General features: G+C 34.9%; 23 protein-coding genes. 4 read left to right on the top strand and 19 right to left on the bottom strand.

All coding sequences use genetic code 11. The features are described 5' to 3' along the window. Positions 1 to 4: 4 nt before the first annotated feature. From AC3WTA_RS01855 to AC3WTA_RS01930, 16 genes are all read right to left on the bottom strand, one after another. Positions 5 to 361 carry a hypothetical protein gene (locus tag AC3WTA_RS01855; RefSeq protein ID WP_000415928.1) on the bottom strand — a complete coding sequence of 119 codons (357 nt, stop codon included), beginning with the start codon at positions 359 to 361 and terminating at the stop codon, positions 5 to 7. A gap of 6 nt (positions 362 to 367) precedes the next feature. Further along, entirely contained in the window at positions 368 to 964 is a 597-nt protein-coding gene (locus AC3WTA_RS01860) for a major tail protein (RefSeq protein WP_000159683.1), read from the bottom strand. Then, positions 965 to 1,297 carry a hypothetical protein gene (locus AC3WTA_RS01865; protein ID WP_000172101.1) on the bottom strand — a complete coding sequence of 111 codons (333 nt, stop codon included), beginning with the start codon at positions 1,295 to 1,297 and terminating at the stop codon, positions 965 to 967. It abuts the gene before it with no gap. Next, positions 1,294 to 1,662 carry an HK97 gp10 family phage protein gene (locus AC3WTA_RS01870; protein WP_000179017.1) on the bottom strand — a complete coding sequence of 123 codons (369 nt, stop codon included), beginning with the start codon at positions 1,660 to 1,662 and terminating at the stop codon, positions 1,294 to 1,296. The genes AC3WTA_RS01865 and AC3WTA_RS01870 overlap by 4 nt, the downstream gene beginning before the upstream one ends. Beyond that, the gene (locus AC3WTA_RS01875) at positions 1,655 to 1,954 is read right to left on the bottom strand and encodes a phage head closure protein (RefSeq protein WP_000997909.1); all 300 of its coding nucleotides are present in this window, start codon (positions 1,952 to 1,954) and stop codon (positions 1,655 to 1,657) included. The genes AC3WTA_RS01870 and AC3WTA_RS01875 overlap by 8 nt, the downstream gene beginning before the upstream one ends. Next, positions 1,951 to 2,223: a head-tail connector protein gene (locus tag AC3WTA_RS01880; RefSeq protein ID WP_000979064.1), complete on the bottom strand. Its 273-nt coding sequence runs from the start codon at positions 2,221 to 2,223 to the stop codon at positions 1,951 to 1,953. Before AC3WTA_RS01880 ends, AC3WTA_RS01875 begins: the two co-directional genes overlap by 4 nt. A 2-nt stretch (positions 2,224 to 2,225) precedes the next feature. Next, complete coding sequence (locus tag AC3WTA_RS01885) at positions 2,226 to 2,516, bottom strand: hypothetical protein (protein WP_001291036.1); 291 nt, start codon at positions 2,514 to 2,516, stop codon at positions 2,226 to 2,228. Positions 2,517 to 2,552: 36 nt separating this feature from the next. Next, positions 2,553 to 3,719 (bottom strand): phage major capsid protein, encoded by a 1,167-nt coding sequence (locus tag AC3WTA_RS01890; RefSeq protein ID WP_000854834.1) that lies wholly within the window; start codon positions 3,717 to 3,719, stop codon positions 2,553 to 2,555. A 13-nt stretch (positions 3,720 to 3,732) separates the two neighbouring features. Then, positions 3,733 to 4,317, bottom strand: coding sequence for an HK97 family phage prohead protease (locus AC3WTA_RS01895; protein ID WP_001076781.1), 585 nt, complete (start codon positions 4,315 to 4,317; stop codon positions 3,733 to 3,735). Then, positions 4,283 to 5,494 (bottom strand): phage portal protein, encoded by a 1,212-nt coding sequence (locus AC3WTA_RS01900; protein ID WP_000522191.1) that lies wholly within the window; start codon positions 5,492 to 5,494, stop codon positions 4,283 to 4,285. The genes AC3WTA_RS01895 and AC3WTA_RS01900 overlap by 35 nt, the downstream gene beginning before the upstream one ends. A gap of 35 nt (positions 5,495 to 5,529) precedes the next feature. Next, the gene (locus tag AC3WTA_RS01905; RefSeq protein ID WP_000041371.1) at positions 5,530 to 6,354 is read right to left on the bottom strand and encodes an NUMOD3 domain-containing DNA-binding protein; all 825 of its coding nucleotides are present in this window, start codon (positions 6,352 to 6,354) and stop codon (positions 5,530 to 5,532) included. Positions 6,355 to 6,453: 99 nt separating this feature from the next. Continuing rightward, complete coding sequence (locus AC3WTA_RS01910) at positions 6,454 to 8,139, bottom strand: terminase large subunit (protein WP_000599026.1); 1,686 nt, start codon at positions 8,137 to 8,139, stop codon at positions 6,454 to 6,456. Further along, positions 8,132 to 8,506, bottom strand: a complete 375-nt coding sequence (locus tag AC3WTA_RS01915; RefSeq protein WP_000985224.1) for a hypothetical protein — start codon at positions 8,504 to 8,506, stop codon at positions 8,132 to 8,134. The genes AC3WTA_RS01910 and AC3WTA_RS01915 overlap by 8 nt, the downstream gene beginning before the upstream one ends. A 359-nt stretch (positions 8,507 to 8,865) precedes the next feature. Next, positions 8,866 to 9,087: a hypothetical protein gene (locus AC3WTA_RS01920; protein WP_000777418.1), complete on the bottom strand. Its 222-nt coding sequence runs from the start codon at positions 9,085 to 9,087 to the stop codon at positions 8,866 to 8,868. Continuing rightward, entirely contained in the window at positions 9,088 to 9,309 is a 222-nt protein-coding gene (locus tag AC3WTA_RS01925; protein WP_000333136.1) for an HNH endonuclease, read from the bottom strand. It lies immediately after the preceding gene. Between the two features lie 206 nt (positions 9,310 to 9,515). Beyond that, positions 9,516 to 9,989 carry an NUMOD4 domain-containing protein gene (locus tag AC3WTA_RS01930; RefSeq protein WP_002096564.1) on the bottom strand — a complete coding sequence of 158 codons (474 nt, stop codon included), beginning with the start codon at positions 9,987 to 9,989 and terminating at the stop codon, positions 9,516 to 9,518. 134 nt (positions 9,990 to 10,123) lie between these two features. Between AC3WTA_RS01930 and AC3WTA_RS01935 the strand changes: the two genes are divergently transcribed. Continuing rightward, positions 10,124 to 10,330 (top strand): hypothetical protein, encoded by a 207-nt coding sequence (locus tag AC3WTA_RS01935; protein WP_000834524.1) that lies wholly within the window; start codon positions 10,124 to 10,126, stop codon positions 10,328 to 10,330. A 64-nt stretch (positions 10,331 to 10,394) separates the two neighbouring features. Here AC3WTA_RS01935 and AC3WTA_RS01940 read toward each other — a convergent pair whose 3' ends face one another. Further along, positions 10,395 to 10,703 carry a hypothetical protein gene (locus AC3WTA_RS01940; protein ID WP_001228365.1) on the bottom strand — a complete coding sequence of 103 codons (309 nt, stop codon included), beginning with the start codon at positions 10,701 to 10,703 and terminating at the stop codon, positions 10,395 to 10,397. Between the two features lie 205 nt (positions 10,704 to 10,908). On the opposite strand from AC3WTA_RS01940, the gene AC3WTA_RS01945 reads away from it, so the two are divergent. Beyond that, complete coding sequence (locus AC3WTA_RS01945) at positions 10,909 to 11,034, top strand: hypothetical protein (protein ID WP_000669508.1); 126 nt, start codon at positions 10,909 to 10,911, stop codon at positions 11,032 to 11,034. Positions 11,035 to 11,111: 77 nt separating this feature from the next. Here the strand turns inward: AC3WTA_RS01945 and AC3WTA_RS01950 are convergent, their stop codons facing one another. Both AC3WTA_RS01950 and AC3WTA_RS01955 read right to left on the bottom strand, forming a co-directional pair. Next, positions 11,112 to 11,789: a hypothetical protein gene (locus tag AC3WTA_RS01950; protein ID WP_001095931.1), complete on the bottom strand. Its 678-nt coding sequence runs from the start codon at positions 11,787 to 11,789 to the stop codon at positions 11,112 to 11,114. Between the two features lie 949 nt (positions 11,790 to 12,738). Then, positions 12,739 to 13,116, bottom strand: a complete 378-nt coding sequence (locus tag AC3WTA_RS01955; protein WP_001072805.1) for an ArpU family phage packaging/lysis transcriptional regulator — start codon at positions 13,114 to 13,116, stop codon at positions 12,739 to 12,741. An 833-nt stretch (positions 13,117 to 13,949) separates the two neighbouring features. Between AC3WTA_RS01955 and AC3WTA_RS01960 the strand changes: the two genes are divergently transcribed. Further along, complete coding sequence (locus AC3WTA_RS01960) at positions 13,950 to 14,594, top strand: hypothetical protein (RefSeq protein WP_001288631.1); 645 nt, start codon at positions 13,950 to 13,952, stop codon at positions 14,592 to 14,594. A 389-nt stretch (positions 14,595 to 14,983) separates the two neighbouring features. Continuing rightward, positions 14,984 to 15,463, top strand: a complete 480-nt coding sequence (locus AC3WTA_RS01965) for an exosporium leader peptide-containing protein (RefSeq protein ID WP_002096569.1) — start codon at positions 14,984 to 14,986, stop codon at positions 15,461 to 15,463. Positions 15,464 to 15,518 lie beyond the last annotated feature (55 nt).

A 15,518-nucleotide genomic window follows, 5' to 3' on the forward strand; every position in this document is an offset into this window, starting at 1 on the left:
TTCTTTATTTTTTTTTTGCACCCATCGTGCTTTGAATCATATCCATAATTTCTGGAAGAATCTCAGAAATAGGGAACTCATCAAAACCATCTAACCATGTAATTGGATCAGTAATTTCTGAGTTTGCTGCTTTCGCATATAACCAAACTAGATCATAAACAACCTCAAAATCTACTTTATTAAAATCTACATTCGCCAAATCGATAGTAGCACCAGCTTTAGGATTTGACGGTGCAATAACTCCTAATTTAAGCATATCTGCAAATAAATCACGTCTAAATTGTGCTTTATACTTTTTAACCGTTGCCGCTGTACTTTTTAATCTGACTTGTTTTCCGTCTATTGTAATTGTCTTTTCCATTTACTATTACGCTCCTTTTGGTGCTGCTGGTTTTTTAACGTACACTTCTTTGTACCAATTATCATAAATAGCTTGAGTTGTTTTAGATGTTGTTTTCGTTTTAACCATGGGTCTTCCACCAGGTGCTAAAACAATTGGACTAGAAACAAACTTCAATTCATTTGTATTTGGTTCAGCTGAATTTGTCTTTGTTTTAGATGCGATTGTTGGACGACTTGCTGCACAGTTATACATAACATGTCGAGTCGCGTTTACATCGCCATCGAATTCAAATAGTAATGCAAATGGTTTCCCTTTAGCATCCGCTAATTCATTTAATACACCATCGGTTTCATCTAACTGCTCACCTAATGCATCAATAGCAAATTGTTCCGGGATGGTAGCGATGTTCAATGTTCCATCGTAACCTTGGTTATTACTTGCTGCGTAATAAAGCATGTCATCCGCATAGAATTCTATTAAATCACCGCGTGGCTCAAATGTTAGTTCAACCCCACCAGGTAATGGAATCGGCGTACCAAACTTTACTAAAAAACCTTGTATATCAATTGGGACATAATGTACATTCTTCAAACCAAACGTGACTTTATTTTCTTTAGTCATTTATATCAACCTCGTTTCATATATTTTCTGATACATTTTTTCAGATTCAATAATCCCTTCAATCGGTGATTCATAAGGAATCTCATGATCGTCTAGGACTTTTTCAAGTTTGGCTTCTATAACTAAGCTTTTTCTAATTGTGTAAAGCTCAATATTTACATCATTTATTTTGTGATAGACCTTGTTATCTGCCATTAGGTTTGCTGAGCCATCCGCAAGAAAACAAATATACGGCGGACTTGGTATAGGATTACCTGGCGTTGCTGTGAAATTCGAATAAGCCACAGGATAACCTGTAGCTTCAAGAATCTTTGTTAATTCACCTAATGTCATTGTTGGATCGCCCTTTCAACAAGTTCAGTAAATTCATTTATCGCTTTTTCTTCTGCTGGAGCGATATGAACTTTAGCTGGTACCCGTCCACCACCAACCTTCGCATGCCCTTTTTCTAATAGGTGTGTTAATTGCGGTTTCAATGCATTATGAACAATAATTGCATTGCCTTCCTTCTTTTTTCTCCACCCTTTGGCATATTTACGTGTATCTTTACGTGTACTTTTAGGACTTTTCTGTTTCAGTTCACTTACTAGATCATTAGCTACTTTTTCTTTTGCTTCTTCCATATCTTCTTCTACAATATGGGCATATCTTTGTAATTCTCTAGCGATTTCACTCGCCCAATCATCTACACTAGCCACCAGATCTCACCTCGCAATATAGTTCGATCCTTTCGTCATCCCTTTCATATGTGCGGTAAATGCTATACTCTTTTTCACAATACTTCACTTTTTGTTCCTCACGGTAATCCAATGTATAAACAATTAATAGACATTTTGGCTTAAACCCATTTTGACCAGCCTTGAAAAACTCATCTTGAGAAATACTTTTTTTCTCGCAAAATACTTGCCTCGTAAAATCTTCTGAAACCTCTACTTGGTTCAACTCATCTTTGTTAGTTATTACAATTGGAAAATATAAAATATCGTTCATTTATAATCACCCGCTAAAGTAAGATGATTCTTAAGCATGTTATATGATAATCGAAATCGCTCTGCTTCCTTAGCATCAGGAATAAAATTAGCTTTTGCATACATGATTATTGCTCGTTTGATTAACGGATCTGTATCATCATTTGTTTTGAAACCAGAAACACCAGATAACTTTAAATCAGTTCGGGCCGCTTCAATCAAATCATCAATTTCATCATCTAAAGCATTATGCGAAACACGTAATGCCTTTTTTACTACTTCAAGCATCATGATTATTCACCAACTGGTTCAAGTTCTTCTAACGCTTTAAGTGCTGCTTCTTTCCCTTTAACCTTTTCTCCATTAGGGAGTTCGTAATATCCTCCGCCAACATGGACAATTTCAGGAACAACAGGTTTATAGTCACCAACTGGTTCAGTTTCTAAGAACCCTTCTTTCTGTAAGAACTCTACTCTTTCTTGATCATCTGTTTTATATGATTCTCCAACACTATAATGCACATAGGAAAACTTATCACGGAACGCTGTAATTACTTTAAATTCTTGCATTTTCTTTTCAGACATAACAATACCTCCTTATTTCAAATGAAAAAGCGGCTATTAAACAGTAGCCGCTTTCTTAACACGTAAGAATCCATTTTTAGAAATTACGTTACCACCTGCAAATACTGAACCTCTATGAGCAATCATACCTTGCTTGAATTTGAAGTCAGTTGAACGTTGGACATCCATATCAGAAAAGATAGTAAGTTGGTAGTTTGATAACGGACCATAAGCCATATTGAATTGACCAGCTGTTGTTGCTGCATCGGATACTGCTTTACATGCGCTATTGATAATAAATGGTACACCATCAATTGTTCCGGAGTTACCGCTTGATACAACGTTATATACCTTTTTACCATCAGATGTACGAAGTTTAGCAAACGATTTTAAATCCTTTTTATTCAAAATTAATACTGCTGCATCTTCAACATCTTCATCGCCACCATAGCTATAGATGATGTCGTCTAATGTAGAAGCATCAATTTTTGAAATTTCTAAGTCTGTTGTTGGGTCGATTGCTTTTGCCGCAGTCGAGAAAATACCAATAAGTCGATTCGTTGCACCTGTTCCGATTAGGATTTCACGAGTGATTTTCTTGCGTGTCGCAACTGTGATACCTTGCATTACTTCGCCATCATAATCAGCTGCAGGTAATTTTTGAAGCTCTTCAGTATCTTCAGAGTAAGCCGTGATTTTAGCTTTAGTAATATCAGCATATCCAAACTTCGTCTCAGCATTAGCGTAATCATTACCTTCAGTTGTATAATCACCTTCACCATAACTTTCAAGGTATGGTTGTTGGTAACTTTCTCCGCCTTTTAATGTTTTTGTAGATACACGATCAATCAGTGTAGAAACTTCATTGAAAGTAGGTCGGATATCTGAAGCTGTATGTTTCGGAAGTACTACATTTCCACTTCCTACAGTAACAGCACGATTTTCCATCAATGCTTGTCCACGTTTTTCTGATGTTTCTAGCTCTAAATCTTGTTGTGGTGGCTCATTGTTAAACGTTTCAACTACTGTACGTGTTTCTGTATCAGCATTGTTATTAATAACCTCAGCTTCTTTCAGTAAGCGTTGACGAGTTTCGATTTGTTTTTGTGCTTCTTCAAGTTCACGTAATTCAGTTTCAAGTACTGCTAGATCTACCTCTTGATCACCTTGTAGTAAAGTACGAATTTCTGCTTTTCTAGCTAAAATTTCTTGTAATGTTTTCAAATGAATCTCTCCCTTATAAGTAAGTTTTTAAAATTAGTTTTTGTCGTAAGTCTTTTTGATTACGTTCATTCACGAATTGTTTATACGGATCATGACTTCTGGCTGAAACTTGAGAATCTGGATATGCCGGGAATGCCACAGGGCTAATTTCAATTAATTTAGCTTTTGTAACACTACGCACAACATTATCTGGATCAGATTCATCCCATTCTTCTTTTACCATTTGGAAGCCAAAAGAAACGCCGTCAACATCACCACGTTTAATCGTTTTATACGTATCATTGCCTAGCATTGTATCAGCCAAATCTAATTCGAATCGAAGTCCAATCTCATCTTCAAACAATCTAAGAGTCCCATTCTTAGTTCTACCTAGAACTTGAGAGTAATCATGGCTCCATAACGCTAATTGGTCATCTTGTGTTAAGGAATCTGTAAAAGCTCCACGCTTAAACTGTTCTTTAAATCGCCTCCAATACCCCATTGTCACAGACTTCATTTCCCATTTAACCGCATAACCAGTGATTGTTCGAAGTCCACCTTCAACTTCTCTAATTTCTATTTCACTACTCAGTAGTTCCCTTTTTTCCGTTTGGTTCATTATTATCACCTCCTTCATCAGTGACCTTACCTTCCTTAACTAAGGCTGTATCTAACCTTCTGATTGGTTTATCTCCACCCTCAATTGGGCCAAGTGAAAGAATCGCTCTCCATTCGTTCGGCGTTAATGAACCTCTGTCTACCATTTGAACAAGATTCATTTTTGTACTCATAGAAGCGTATTGAAGTGATGCGGATTCAAAAATAATTTTGTTACCAAAACCTCTTTCTTTACGCGAAAAAAGCTTCCTGGTGTATTCTCCAGCAAGCTGCATCGCAAAAACCTCTATCTCTGATTCGTAGTAAGCGTTCCACTCATCTTCGTTATATTTACTTTGAATTATGTTTTCATTTGTATTGAAGAAATTATAAATACGCTGTACGGTCTCTTGCATTTGCTTTGAATCTGGAACAAATGCTTCGGGTTTAACTTGTTCTAAATCGTAACGTGGATCAGATGAAGCCGCACCGCCATCATTTGCGATATTTAAATAGTTATTAACAAAGTTTTTAACCTGCATGTCGATATCTTCTTGCTTCAATACTGATTTAAATTTTAAAATCCACTTTACTACAGCGCTGTTTTTAATCGCTTTAACAATACCTTGATCAGTAGTCGTTACAATTTCCATCAATTGTGACAAAGCTTTACCAGGATGTTCTCCAAAAAAGTCATTATCATTAAAATCCTTACGTAAATGAATCACATCGGCATATGGTATGGTCATTTGTTTGCCATTCTTAAAGTAGAACTTCAAAAAGATATCTCCGTATGCCCCTTCAACTACTTCTACTGTTGTACAAGGGATTGGATAGATCTCAGTGGCATAACCAAAATCATCACGCTTAATATAAGCGAATGCATTGTGATTCAATTCTAGTTGAGTAGCCATTTTTTCTTGAAACATTTGTCCTGTCATTAAAGGATTTGGTTCTTCTAACAGAAATCTGATATATGGTTCAGGATTAATCTTGAATTCTGTACCATTATCACGAATGTGTTTAGCTATGAGCTTCCCAACCGCCTTTGCTTTAGGACGAATACAGGCTCGTATAATATCACTTTGATAAATATCTCCATGCCATAAAAAAAAGCCTCCTCCATTGTCGTTTATCATTTCAAAACGAGTTGTAGTAGGGGCTTGTTTCTTTCCGAATATCTTAGCAAATAATCCCAAGTTCCCACCTCCTTTTATACATAATAAAAATTCGACTAATTAGTCGAATTTAATATTTCATATTCTTTTAAATACATCCATCTGTAACCACCAGTTGTTTTAGCCTTACCTCGACAGCATTTTTGTATATTCGAAGCCCAAATACCTGTTTTTCTTTGAGCTTCATTAATACTTTCAAATCTAGCTACATAAGTACCGTCTTTTTCTAATTGCACTATAGTTATAGATGTTGAACAATTAGCACCTATGTAAACACCTTTTCTTTTTTCACTCATTTTCTTTTTGGATTGTTCATCGTGTTTTTTGCCGTAGAAAGGATTTTGAGAACCAACGTATCTACCCTCCATCTTTTTTGAATGGTTCATACGTTGTTCTATAGACTGTGGTCTTCCATAATTCCAATGTTTTTCTTTAAGCCTCTTCCCTTTATGTGCAATACTTATCTTTTTTCTTGTTTCTTCGGATACTGAATGACCAGTTAGTGTTAATTTAATTTTTTCTTTTTGCTCTTCTGACATAGGCTTACCGAAATTAGGATTATTCTCCCCGAATAGTCCACCACCTGTAGCATTTTCATTTATATTATACCCAACACTTCTATCACAAGCTTTTAAAATATCTATATAGTACTGTTCTTTATCTAATAAGTTTGCACTGCCAGTTATATATTCCACAACTTCAAAAATAAAATTATTCGCGCCATATTTATTGTAAGCTCTTTGTAAGTAGGAGTTATTATGTTCACCCTTTTTTAAAGCACCAAAATGTTCTCTTTTTCTTTTAAGTAAATTGTTACTACTCCCTACATAGAACTTTCTATTGACTAAATTAAGAATCCTATATATACCCATTTTCGACATAATAAAAAAACATCTCCAAATTGTGTTTATTTATCGAGCATTAATTTGTCTTAACAGTGAAGGTGTTTCAAATCTGATAGCTAATCTAATTTATTTGCATTATATCATATTATGATAATCGTTCCATTTTTCTTGTAATATTACATACGCATTGAGCAAACTTGCAGCCCCATCTATACGGCGACGTTGATTCTTTGTCTTACAAGGCTGAATGTTTAAATTCTTATCTATATCAATAGCTACGTTACTAAGATTCCATTTTGTTAATGGATTATTTCCGTAATTTATTAATTTAGAATCTAAATCTGCACCTAATTTTTTCATTGGTGCAGATAGTGTTTTCTTCCCTTGTATAACTGGTATTGTAGCATCTGCCCCAAAATGAAGTTTTAAGTCTTCAACAAAGTACTTCGCCGACCAACTGTCGTACCCAATCCAAGGTATATAGATACCATATTCCTCCCTTAATTCAACAAGCCAATCCACTATAAATTTATAATGAATTGAATTTCCAGGAGTAGTTCTTAATAATCCCATATCATACCATGTTGAATATGGAATTTTATCCTCAATTGTTCGCTGCTCTAATAGATCCTCGGGTAACCAATACATATGTTTAGCGTAAATTGTTTCATTGTTTGGTAATTTAAAAATTATACATGCTGACGTTAAATCGGTTGTACTACTTAAATCGACTCCACAAATAGCATATGATGGATTTAATTCTTCAATGTTATATGTTGCTGTATTGTTGAGTTGTTCAAACGTCAGCCAAGCTTCGCTTGAAGTTTCTCTCACATTAAAATCCTTTGTCAGTAGATTTTTCACCAACATTAGATTTGCTTTTGCTTTCTCAACTTTACTTCTTAATTGATCAGTGTTTTTAATAGTTCCTAAACCAGGGTTAGCCTTTGCCCAACACGATTCATCTACCCATTCTTCTCGTTTATCCAATTCATAGATAATAGGAAGAACTCGTTCATCTTTATAACCGTCGGGATCATCATAACCGTTGATAATGCGTTCTGCTTCTTCATACTTAATATCAAAAATACCTTCTCGAACTGTACCAGCAGTCGTTGTAATAATTGATATCGGTTGTTCACGAGCCGTCATACCGTCAACAATAACATCATAAAGATTCTTATCTTCAATAGCATGTAGTTCATCTATTAACGAACAATGCACGTTAAGTCCATCAAGTGTATTTGAATCACTTGAAAGAGGTTTGAAAGAACCATCGTTAAAATTTGAAATCATTTCAGATACTAACGTACGAATTCTTTTAGAAAGAACTGGTGATTTTTTCACCATTCTCTTTGCTTCAGACCAAATAATTTTGGCCTGATCTTTTTTAGTTGCTGCCGATACAATTTCGGGTCCTGGTTCATTATCAGCAACCATTAAATAAAGGGCAATTGCAGAACCCCAAGCTGACTTTCCATTTTTACGGGCAACAATTAACATAAATTCACGATATTTTCTTATACCATCTATTTTATGAACAAACCCAAATAAAGCAGCCGTCATAGCTTTCTGCCAAAGTTCTAACAAGAATGGTTTACCACCCATTTTACCTTTACTGTGTTTGCAAAAATTCTCAACAAATTCTATCGCATGATTTGCACGTTTGGCGTTATATTCCCATTCGGTTTTTGTGCTACTTAAATCTGTGACAAGTTTTTTATAAACTCGCCTTACTTTATCTGATACAATTTCTTGTTTAATTTTTATTTTGTACCAGTATTCTAAAATTGGATTATAAGATATAGGGTACTTAATCACGGCTGTTTACAAACTCATCGAACCCATCGCTATTTTCCTTGGGTTTTGCTGGTATTTTAGGAACATAATCGCCAAGTTGTTTCATAATAGATTGGTAGTTTTTATTCATTGATATATAACGTCGGGCTTGCGGACGCTCTCTTTCATATGGTTCTTGATTCTCTGATTGCGAGAACATTTCATCATAACCATTCTCATCAAGATCTTTTCGGATATCTTCTAATCGAACTCGTAAGTCTGCAGCTTCAACAATTAACCCCTCTACAACCATGAGGGTATCTTTTGGCATCTCTTTATAAATCCGTTTAAGTCTGTTTACTTCCTTTTTAACTCGCTCTTCTTTTGTTAATTCTTTCTTTATCGCCATCAATAACACCTCACTTTATTCGTTTTTGGGTAGGGGGGTCACGCGAAATGACCTGTGTGTTACACGAAGCTCCCCTCTCGGTCCCCTTTAGACAGGCATTTTCATTTATGAATAGGGGGATTATCCTTTTCGATTTCTTTTGTAAAATCATTCATCATTTTGTTAATTATACTTTTTATTGCTTTTTTCTTTTCTTCTGGTCTTGTTTTTTTATTAATCTTATTAAGTGCTTTTACTACCGGTCGTAATGATTCTAATTCCACATATTATTTAATATTTTCTTCGCCAATAGCATTAAGTATTGTAGCAAGAGTAATTGCTTTCTCAAGTTTAGTTAAGTGCACCTATACTCACACTCCTTATGCCCTAGGAATTAGGAATTCATCTATTGCTTTATCTAGTACATTGATAAGCGCTTCTCGTACTTGCTTCGGTGTCATATCATCATTCATTTCATTATGCAGTGCTACAGCCTTTTCTAATTTTTGTGGCTCAATGTGTTGCTTTGCCAACTCCACACCGATAACATGATTGATTAACTTACCTATAATAACTGTTTGTTCTTGTTTAGATAGTTTCATCTAAATTCTTCCTTTCATAATCAAATCCCCATTCTCATCAAACATTACATCTTCTCTAATTAATACAGCTTTACCAAATGTCTTAGTGTTATGGCAAGGTAAACATAAGTATTGTAGGTTCTCATGATTCAATGTGATATCTGAATTGTCTATAGTCTCTGATGTTATCTCAACAATATGGTCAACGATATAACCAGGTGCTTCTTTGCAATGCTCACACATACCATCTAATGTTGTAGCAATGTACGACTCTCTGCACTTCTCCCAAGCTTTTGACTTATAGAATTTCCGACTATATTCTTTAGCTATTTAAACCACGCCCTTAAACTTCCATACATATCCATACGCCTTTTCTAATTTTCCATTACAGCACTCTGAAATATTCCCTTTGCTGTATCCGAGCTGCTTATTAATATCAGCAATACTATTCATTCTTTTATCAATTTACCTGAACTATCATATTGAATAACTACTTTGCTATTCTTTAACCGAATAGATTCATAATCAGTATTCTTTGTCTTCCTTTGCTTTTTAGTACCATGGTTTTCATTTTCTTTTCTAGTGCACCATTCTAAATTACTAACTGTATTGTTAGTTTTATTTTCGTCAATATGATTAACTTCCGGTTTATTGCCAGGATTATTAATAAATGTTTCTGCTACCAACCTATGAACATTACATTTCTTGACCTTCCCTTCTAAGTACAACCCAACCTGCAAGTACCCACTCACAGAGTTAAGTGTTAATTTTAATATCTTCCCATGCTGTATCCTTTCATGATTCCCACTATGTCTAACAATCCTATCTAAACTTTTAACTCTGCCTAAACTACTGACTTGATATTTACCTTCGTAATCCTCTATATCATTCCACACTTCAAGTTCATTATTAACCCTTGCCATTCACCTACCACCTTCTATATTAATAGGAGGTAATTTGTCTAACTCCTCCATATGGTAATCCCTTTGTAAACCTTTTTATTTAAATGTATAATTGTATTAAAAGTCAAATATTTCAGAATCATGGAGGGAGAATCATGAAAAGTTTTGGTACGTTAGTAATCTCTACCGTCATTTCAGCAGGATTAGTATATTATAATGTCGATTCCTTTTATAATAAGCTTGCATCAGGGAATACATATTACTGGGTAAACGGTATCCTAGCTGCTGGATTTCTTATATCTTTAATTATCAACATAAAAGATATTATCAAGAAAAACTACACAACTTCTGAATCGAATTAAGGAGCCTATTATGGTTCCTTTTTCTTTATAAAATAAAAAAGCAGCGGATTCGCTACTTTAATAATCACTTGTTCCATTTAGGGAAATCTTTATATAACACTTTATATACTTGTTCAATAACATTGTCATACCATGGATTTCGCTTTCTATCATCTTTATAGTTAAGCTCACTTATATTTCCATTTATATTTAACCATTCCGGATTATTAAGAGCGTATCTATAAATGAACATCCTCGTTTCTTTTAACGAACTAAACTCTTCTTCAAAAGGAAGAGTTTCATCATCTTTATTTCTTATTACTTGATATACTCCCTTTTCTTTCTGCCCTCTGGTTTCAAAGTACGGTTTAGTAAAACGATCCAATTTTCTCATCTTAACATCCCCTTTTCAATTCATTATAGATTTATTATACAAAATAAAAATAGCTACTTTTGAAAAGTTTCATACTTTTTCGTGAAAAGAATCCTATAAAAAAACATCTGTTTTTGTTCAGCTTTTGTGGAGAACCTCCTTCTATTTTGTATATACCCGTGTAAGGCAAATCTTGCGGTTATGTATATACAAGGAGGATATGAAAATGAAATTCAAAAAAACAGAATTAGAAAACGGAACACGGATTTCAGAACGAGAATTTGATATTCCAGGATTCATCTCTGCCATCGCTAATTTAATTACGGCCCTTCGCCTAGCAGGAATCATTTGATTCTTGCTTTTTCTATTCATTATGTTCGTTTGTTTTGTGCAAAAGAAAAAGCACTCTAAATGAGCACCTTACCTTTCTTACTTATTAAAGTACTTATTATATTTTGTATTATTTATCTTCTGAGCTACCTTCTTGTAAATTTGTTCCATTTCTTCATCATCAATCTCTTCACCTTTTTTATTCTCTTCTTTTACTCTTTTCCATTCTGACTTAAGTACTACTTGAAATAAATAGCCTAAGTCTCGAGCTGATTCTCTCACCAGGTTAGAATCAAAATTAGAAATATTACCTCTACGTAATTGACGATTAATTGTTCTCTGCAATTTCCTTATTTCTTTACTAACAATTTCTGTTGGATTTAATAAAAAATAAATATTATTACCTATATATGTAAGTTCATGAAATCTTTCTCTCATAATCCCTTCACCAACATCACCTTTACCACGTTTCCATTTGCTCATATCGTTCATTTGAATATGTGCAACCTTGACGTACTCGCTAAATTTATCCCTCATAGTATTTATCCATTTTACTCTCTCTTGACTTATTGCGTCTATATATCTATTTTGTTCTGCAGATTTAAGATTCTTTTCCCCCAATTCCTTAGTGATTTTACTATTTCTCATCACTGACCAAATTGAAATCCCACTCGTAATAAGCAAAGTAATTACCGCAACTATCGTTGTAATCAAAGCATTTCGTGCAGCTGTATCTGCAGCGATTTTCGCAGCTTCTATTGCAGCTTGTGTGTTCATAAATCATTCCCTCTTCCTAATATCATAATCCCATTAATTATATAATATATTCGCGAATTAAGATATACAAAGAGTTATATTGCGTCACCAATCAACCCAGCAAATATACCAGGCTCAATAAGAAACACAAAAGCCACGACACTCACGCACCGTGGCTGAATATATAATATATAAATTGGTCCTTTCGTCCTTTTTGCGGATTCTTACCGCCCATGCCCGTTCTCCGGTAACGTTTTGATAAAGGGGTTACGCTATCCCCACACTATTCTTTTTTCAAAGAACTGTATAGGTATAGCGTAATATTGATTCTGTTTTGAAAAACCCCCAGAACAGTCCCCCAATTTGTCCCCTCTTTTCTCGATAAACGTCACTCATCACCCCCAGTACCTGCAAAAAGATCTAACAAAATAAATACGTATTTTTGATAAACTTGACATGGAAAACTTCCTGTTAATCCATCGATTAATAAAAATCCAAATTATTTTTATGTACTATAGTCAATAAAATCGGATATAATAGGTATGGAAAAAGCTTATTTGTGCTGTAACACAAATAAGCTTCAAAGATTACTGTTTGCTATTTCTTCTATCCATTAAAAGAATTAATAGAAGAACTAATTGGCAAACATCCGATATGGATATTGGGGCGAATATAATAATTCTCCTCCTTTCAAAGCCAATCGTACTGTAATACGATTGGCTTTTATATTGGGATTTTTATCCTCCCTATGGAATTTATCATAACATGAAAAATAGTAAATTTAATCATCCTAATCAATAAAAAATATTTCTATATTAACAGAATTCTACCTCATATTTTTTCCGAAACACAAATATCCCCACCATCAGGCAGGGAAAGAAGATGATACAACATGTAAAATAGAATAACCTCATCTATATCAATAGCACAAAATGCTAGAATCCCATTTCTGTTGCTTCAAAAACTTGTTTTATATAATCCCCAAAGCTGTAGCTATCAACTGAATAGCACTTTTTTTCTTCTGGTAAAACGGATCACGCTTTATCATTAATTCGTTGTATACAAACGAATCTTTCACCTTCCGATTCCCCAGGTACTTCATTTCAATTATCTTACGTTCATCTTCATCAAGAGCATGTTTTAACGTCCGTTCAATTTGTTTAAAACGTATCTCATGATTCTTATCGTCACCATTCATTTTAGGAAAAAGAACTATGCCCCCCGCTTTAGCCTGTTCTTCTTGATTTTTCATCCGGACGCACAATGCTTTGTAGTTTTTCAGCTCCTTCACCACAAGTCTACGCATCTCCTTTTCATCGATGTCTTCAAAAAATGACAATTGATTCATACGATACGGTTCCCCTCCGTTCGTTCTACTAACTTGAATGATTCTCCCTTTTTTTGGCCAGACTATACATGCATCTAGATTGTCACCTTTAGAACGAGCAGTTAGCTTTTGCTAGCTGCCCTTTTGTTTATAAAAAACGAACTCAATTGACTGCACGTACATATAATATTTTGTGTTCCTTTCTCTATAAAATAGTCGTTACAAAATGAATCTCGTCACGAGAGCACTTTATTAAGTGCTCTTTTTTGATTTTTGAATACTTATCAATTGAAATTTTTGTTTAATTTATAAAATAAAACGCTTGTCCACTTCAATCTATTCACCAACGTATATCATCCAACCACTATGATTGTACAATTCTTCTTACATTTTCCTTTTGCTTCGATACGTTCTTTTATTCCCCTCAATAATTCTTGCGCTTTTATATAATTGCTTGCCAGCTTCATGATTTGCTTTTTGCAATCTTTACCTCCTATGACGAGCAATCATAGGAGGTAAAGTTGTGAATAAAGAAAATATTATTTTACGTTGAGCTACTGTTGAATTAGACTTATTTTCTTCAACACTCCACCTATTTTTCATTATTCACTTTACCAACAGGACCAACAGGTTCAAGTATATTGATTCAGGAAGCGGTCCCCTTATATATTGAAAGCTTTTTGGAGTGAACCCATGTTCCTTATATATTATGGAATGGGTTTATATTTGTGACATAAGGGCTTATTTTTTTATTTTTTTAAATTTTCAAGGGCCTTTTTCTTATACTTGTGTGTTAACCAATTCATAAGTTATAGAGTGTAAGTGGGTGAATGAATGATAAGGATGGTGTAAAAATGAGTGAATTTAAAAAGAAATTTCACATTCCGTGTGATTGTTTTCTCCCCCCTGTCCCCCTACCTCAAATTGGACCGACTGGGCCAACTGGACCAACTGGACCGACTGGACCGACTGGTTCAACTGGAGCAGGAGCTACTGGGCCGACTGGACCGGCAGGAGGGCCAACTGGACCAACTGGGCCAACTGGACCAACTGGGCTAACTGGACCGACTGGGCTAACTGGACCAACTGGGCCAACTGGAGCAGCTCAGATGGTAATTTATTTAGCTACTGATCAGCCAATTGCTAATAATCAATTTTTTGGTTTAGGTACTGCACAAGCAGGTTTTGTAAGAAATAATGTGGTTATACCACAAACAGCAACAATTACTGGTATAGTTTTTAGTATTCGAGATGAAAATTTAAGTCCAGGAGCTACTGTATCGGCTGAAATTGTTGTAAGTGACACATGCGCTACTACAACAATAAATACAGGTATTATAGCAACTGTAATAGGATCAGGTTCTCCTACTAATTGTTGCGCAGTTGGTACTGGTAGTTTTCTTGTTGAGCAATGCGATTTATTATCAGTAAGGGTTACAATAACAGGAAGTGGGGCATTAATGCGTGGTGCTGCTGCCACTATTCTATTTGCTACCTAACTATATTTTTTATCTACCTTTTATTTGCCAATCCAAAAACTATTAAAGAGAGTCTTGTGGCTCTCTTTTTATATTAGGAATCACCATAATCTGGTACCTCAACCATGACTCCGCTCACTATATATTCATAACTAAATCATAGGTTATTCTTCATTTCATTCCAATGACTATTTTATATTAAATCCGCACAACTCTTAGAAGCATACATATGATATCATGTGGTATTCTTTTTCAATATCAGTGTTTATCCGAGAGCGCCTTGGATGGCGCTCTTTAATTTTCAAATAACTATTTTATTAAATTTTACATATACAATCGCTTGTCCATTTCACTTTGCTCTAGCATTGCATTTACTATTAGTAATACGAATTTTTCAGAGGTGAATTATATTGGACGAGTTTTTATCCTCCGCTGCACTTAATCCCGGTTCAATCGGACCTACACTTCCACCTATACGACCTTTTCAATTCCCTACAGGGCCTACGGGACCGACACTATCTTTTACTCCTCTTGCACCAGAACTTGAATCTATAGATCTTCCACCAAATACAAATAACTTAACGATTATGGAGGTCTTTGTCCCTATAGAAAATATTGGTGACAGGGTCCTATTAAATGCGACAATTGGCACAGATATCGTTGTTGAGATTGGAGCAGATCAAAGTAGTTTCTTTGACATAGCTAACATTAACTATCAGTTATTCCGTGATAATTTGTTGTTAACAGAAACATTTGTATCTGGAAACTATTCAGTCGGTAGTGACGGAAGCTTTTTCTACCCTTTTAACTCCACATTTACATGGGTAGACCACCCTGGTGACCCCATATTGCCAGCAGATCCGGCTCCTATCGTATTGTGGCAAATATAGGAGAACTTAGTGAAACTATAACATCAGCACGAGTTGGAAATCGTGGGTTTGCTGC

The sequence above is a fragment of the Bacillus sp. EB106-07-01-XG149 genome (genome assembly GCF_058791555.1).

What these genes read in the sequence shown, in the direction of transcription:
- AC3WTA_RS01855 (WP_000415928.1), bottom strand. Translation starts at nt 361, where the DNA reads ATGGAAAAGACAATTACAATAGACGGAAAACAAGTCAGATTAAAAAGT.
- AC3WTA_RS01860 (WP_000159683.1), bottom strand. Translation starts at nt 964, where the DNA reads ATGACTAAAGAAAATAAAGTCACGTTTGGTTTGAAGAATGTACATTAT.
- AC3WTA_RS01865 (WP_000172101.1), bottom strand. Translation starts at nt 1,297, where the DNA reads ATGACATTAGGTGAATTAACAAAGATTCTTGAAGCTACAGGTTATCCT.
- AC3WTA_RS01875 (WP_000997909.1), bottom strand. Translation starts at nt 1,954, where the DNA reads ATGAACGATATTTTATATTTTCCAATTGTAATAACTAACAAAGATGAG.
- AC3WTA_RS01880 (WP_000979064.1), bottom strand. Translation starts at nt 2,223, where the DNA reads ATGATGCTTGAAGTAGTAAAAAAGGCATTACGTGTTTCGCATAATGCT.
- AC3WTA_RS01885 (WP_001291036.1), bottom strand. Translation starts at nt 2,516, where the DNA reads ATGTCTGAAAAGAAAATGCAAGAATTTAAAGTAATTACAGCGTTCCGT.
- AC3WTA_RS01895 (WP_001076781.1), bottom strand. Translation starts at nt 4,317, where the DNA reads ATGAACCAAACGGAAAAAAGGGAACTACTGAGTAGTGAAATAGAAATT.
- AC3WTA_RS01905 (WP_000041371.1), bottom strand. Translation starts at nt 6,354, where the DNA reads ATGTCGAAAATGGGTATATATAGGATTCTTAATTTAGTCAATAGAAAG.
- AC3WTA_RS01915 (WP_000985224.1), bottom strand. Translation starts at nt 8,506, where the DNA reads ATGGCGATAAAGAAAGAATTAACAAAAGAAGAGCGAGTTAAAAAGGAA.
- AC3WTA_RS01920 (WP_000777418.1), bottom strand. Translation starts at nt 9,087, where the DNA reads ATGAAACTATCTAAACAAGAACAAACAGTTATTATAGGTAAGTTAATC.
- AC3WTA_RS01925 (WP_000333136.1), bottom strand. Translation starts at nt 9,309, where the DNA reads ATGTGTGAGCATTGCAAAGAAGCACCTGGTTATATCGTTGACCATATT.
- AC3WTA_RS01930 (WP_002096564.1), bottom strand. Translation starts at nt 9,989, where the DNA reads ATGGCAAGGGTTAATAATGAACTTGAAGTGTGGAATGATATAGAGGAT.
- AC3WTA_RS01935 (WP_000834524.1), top strand. Translation starts at nt 10,124, where the DNA reads ATGAAAAGTTTTGGTACGTTAGTAATCTCTACCGTCATTTCAGCAGGA.
- AC3WTA_RS01940 (WP_001228365.1), bottom strand. Translation starts at nt 10,703, where the DNA reads ATGAGAAAATTGGATCGTTTTACTAAACCGTACTTTGAAACCAGAGGG.
- AC3WTA_RS01945 (WP_000669508.1), top strand. Translation starts at nt 10,909, where the DNA reads ATGAAATTCAAAAAAACAGAATTAGAAAACGGAACACGGATTTCAGAA.
- AC3WTA_RS01950 (WP_001095931.1), bottom strand. Translation starts at nt 11,789, where the DNA reads ATGAACACACAAGCTGCAATAGAAGCTGCGAAAATCGCTGCAGATACA.
- AC3WTA_RS01955 (WP_001072805.1), bottom strand. Translation starts at nt 13,116, where the DNA reads ATGAATCAATTGTCATTTTTTGAAGACATCGATGAAAAGGAGATGCGT.
- AC3WTA_RS01960 (WP_001288631.1), top strand. Translation starts at nt 13,950, where the DNA reads ATGAGTGAATTTAAAAAGAAATTTCACATTCCGTGTGATTGTTTTCTC.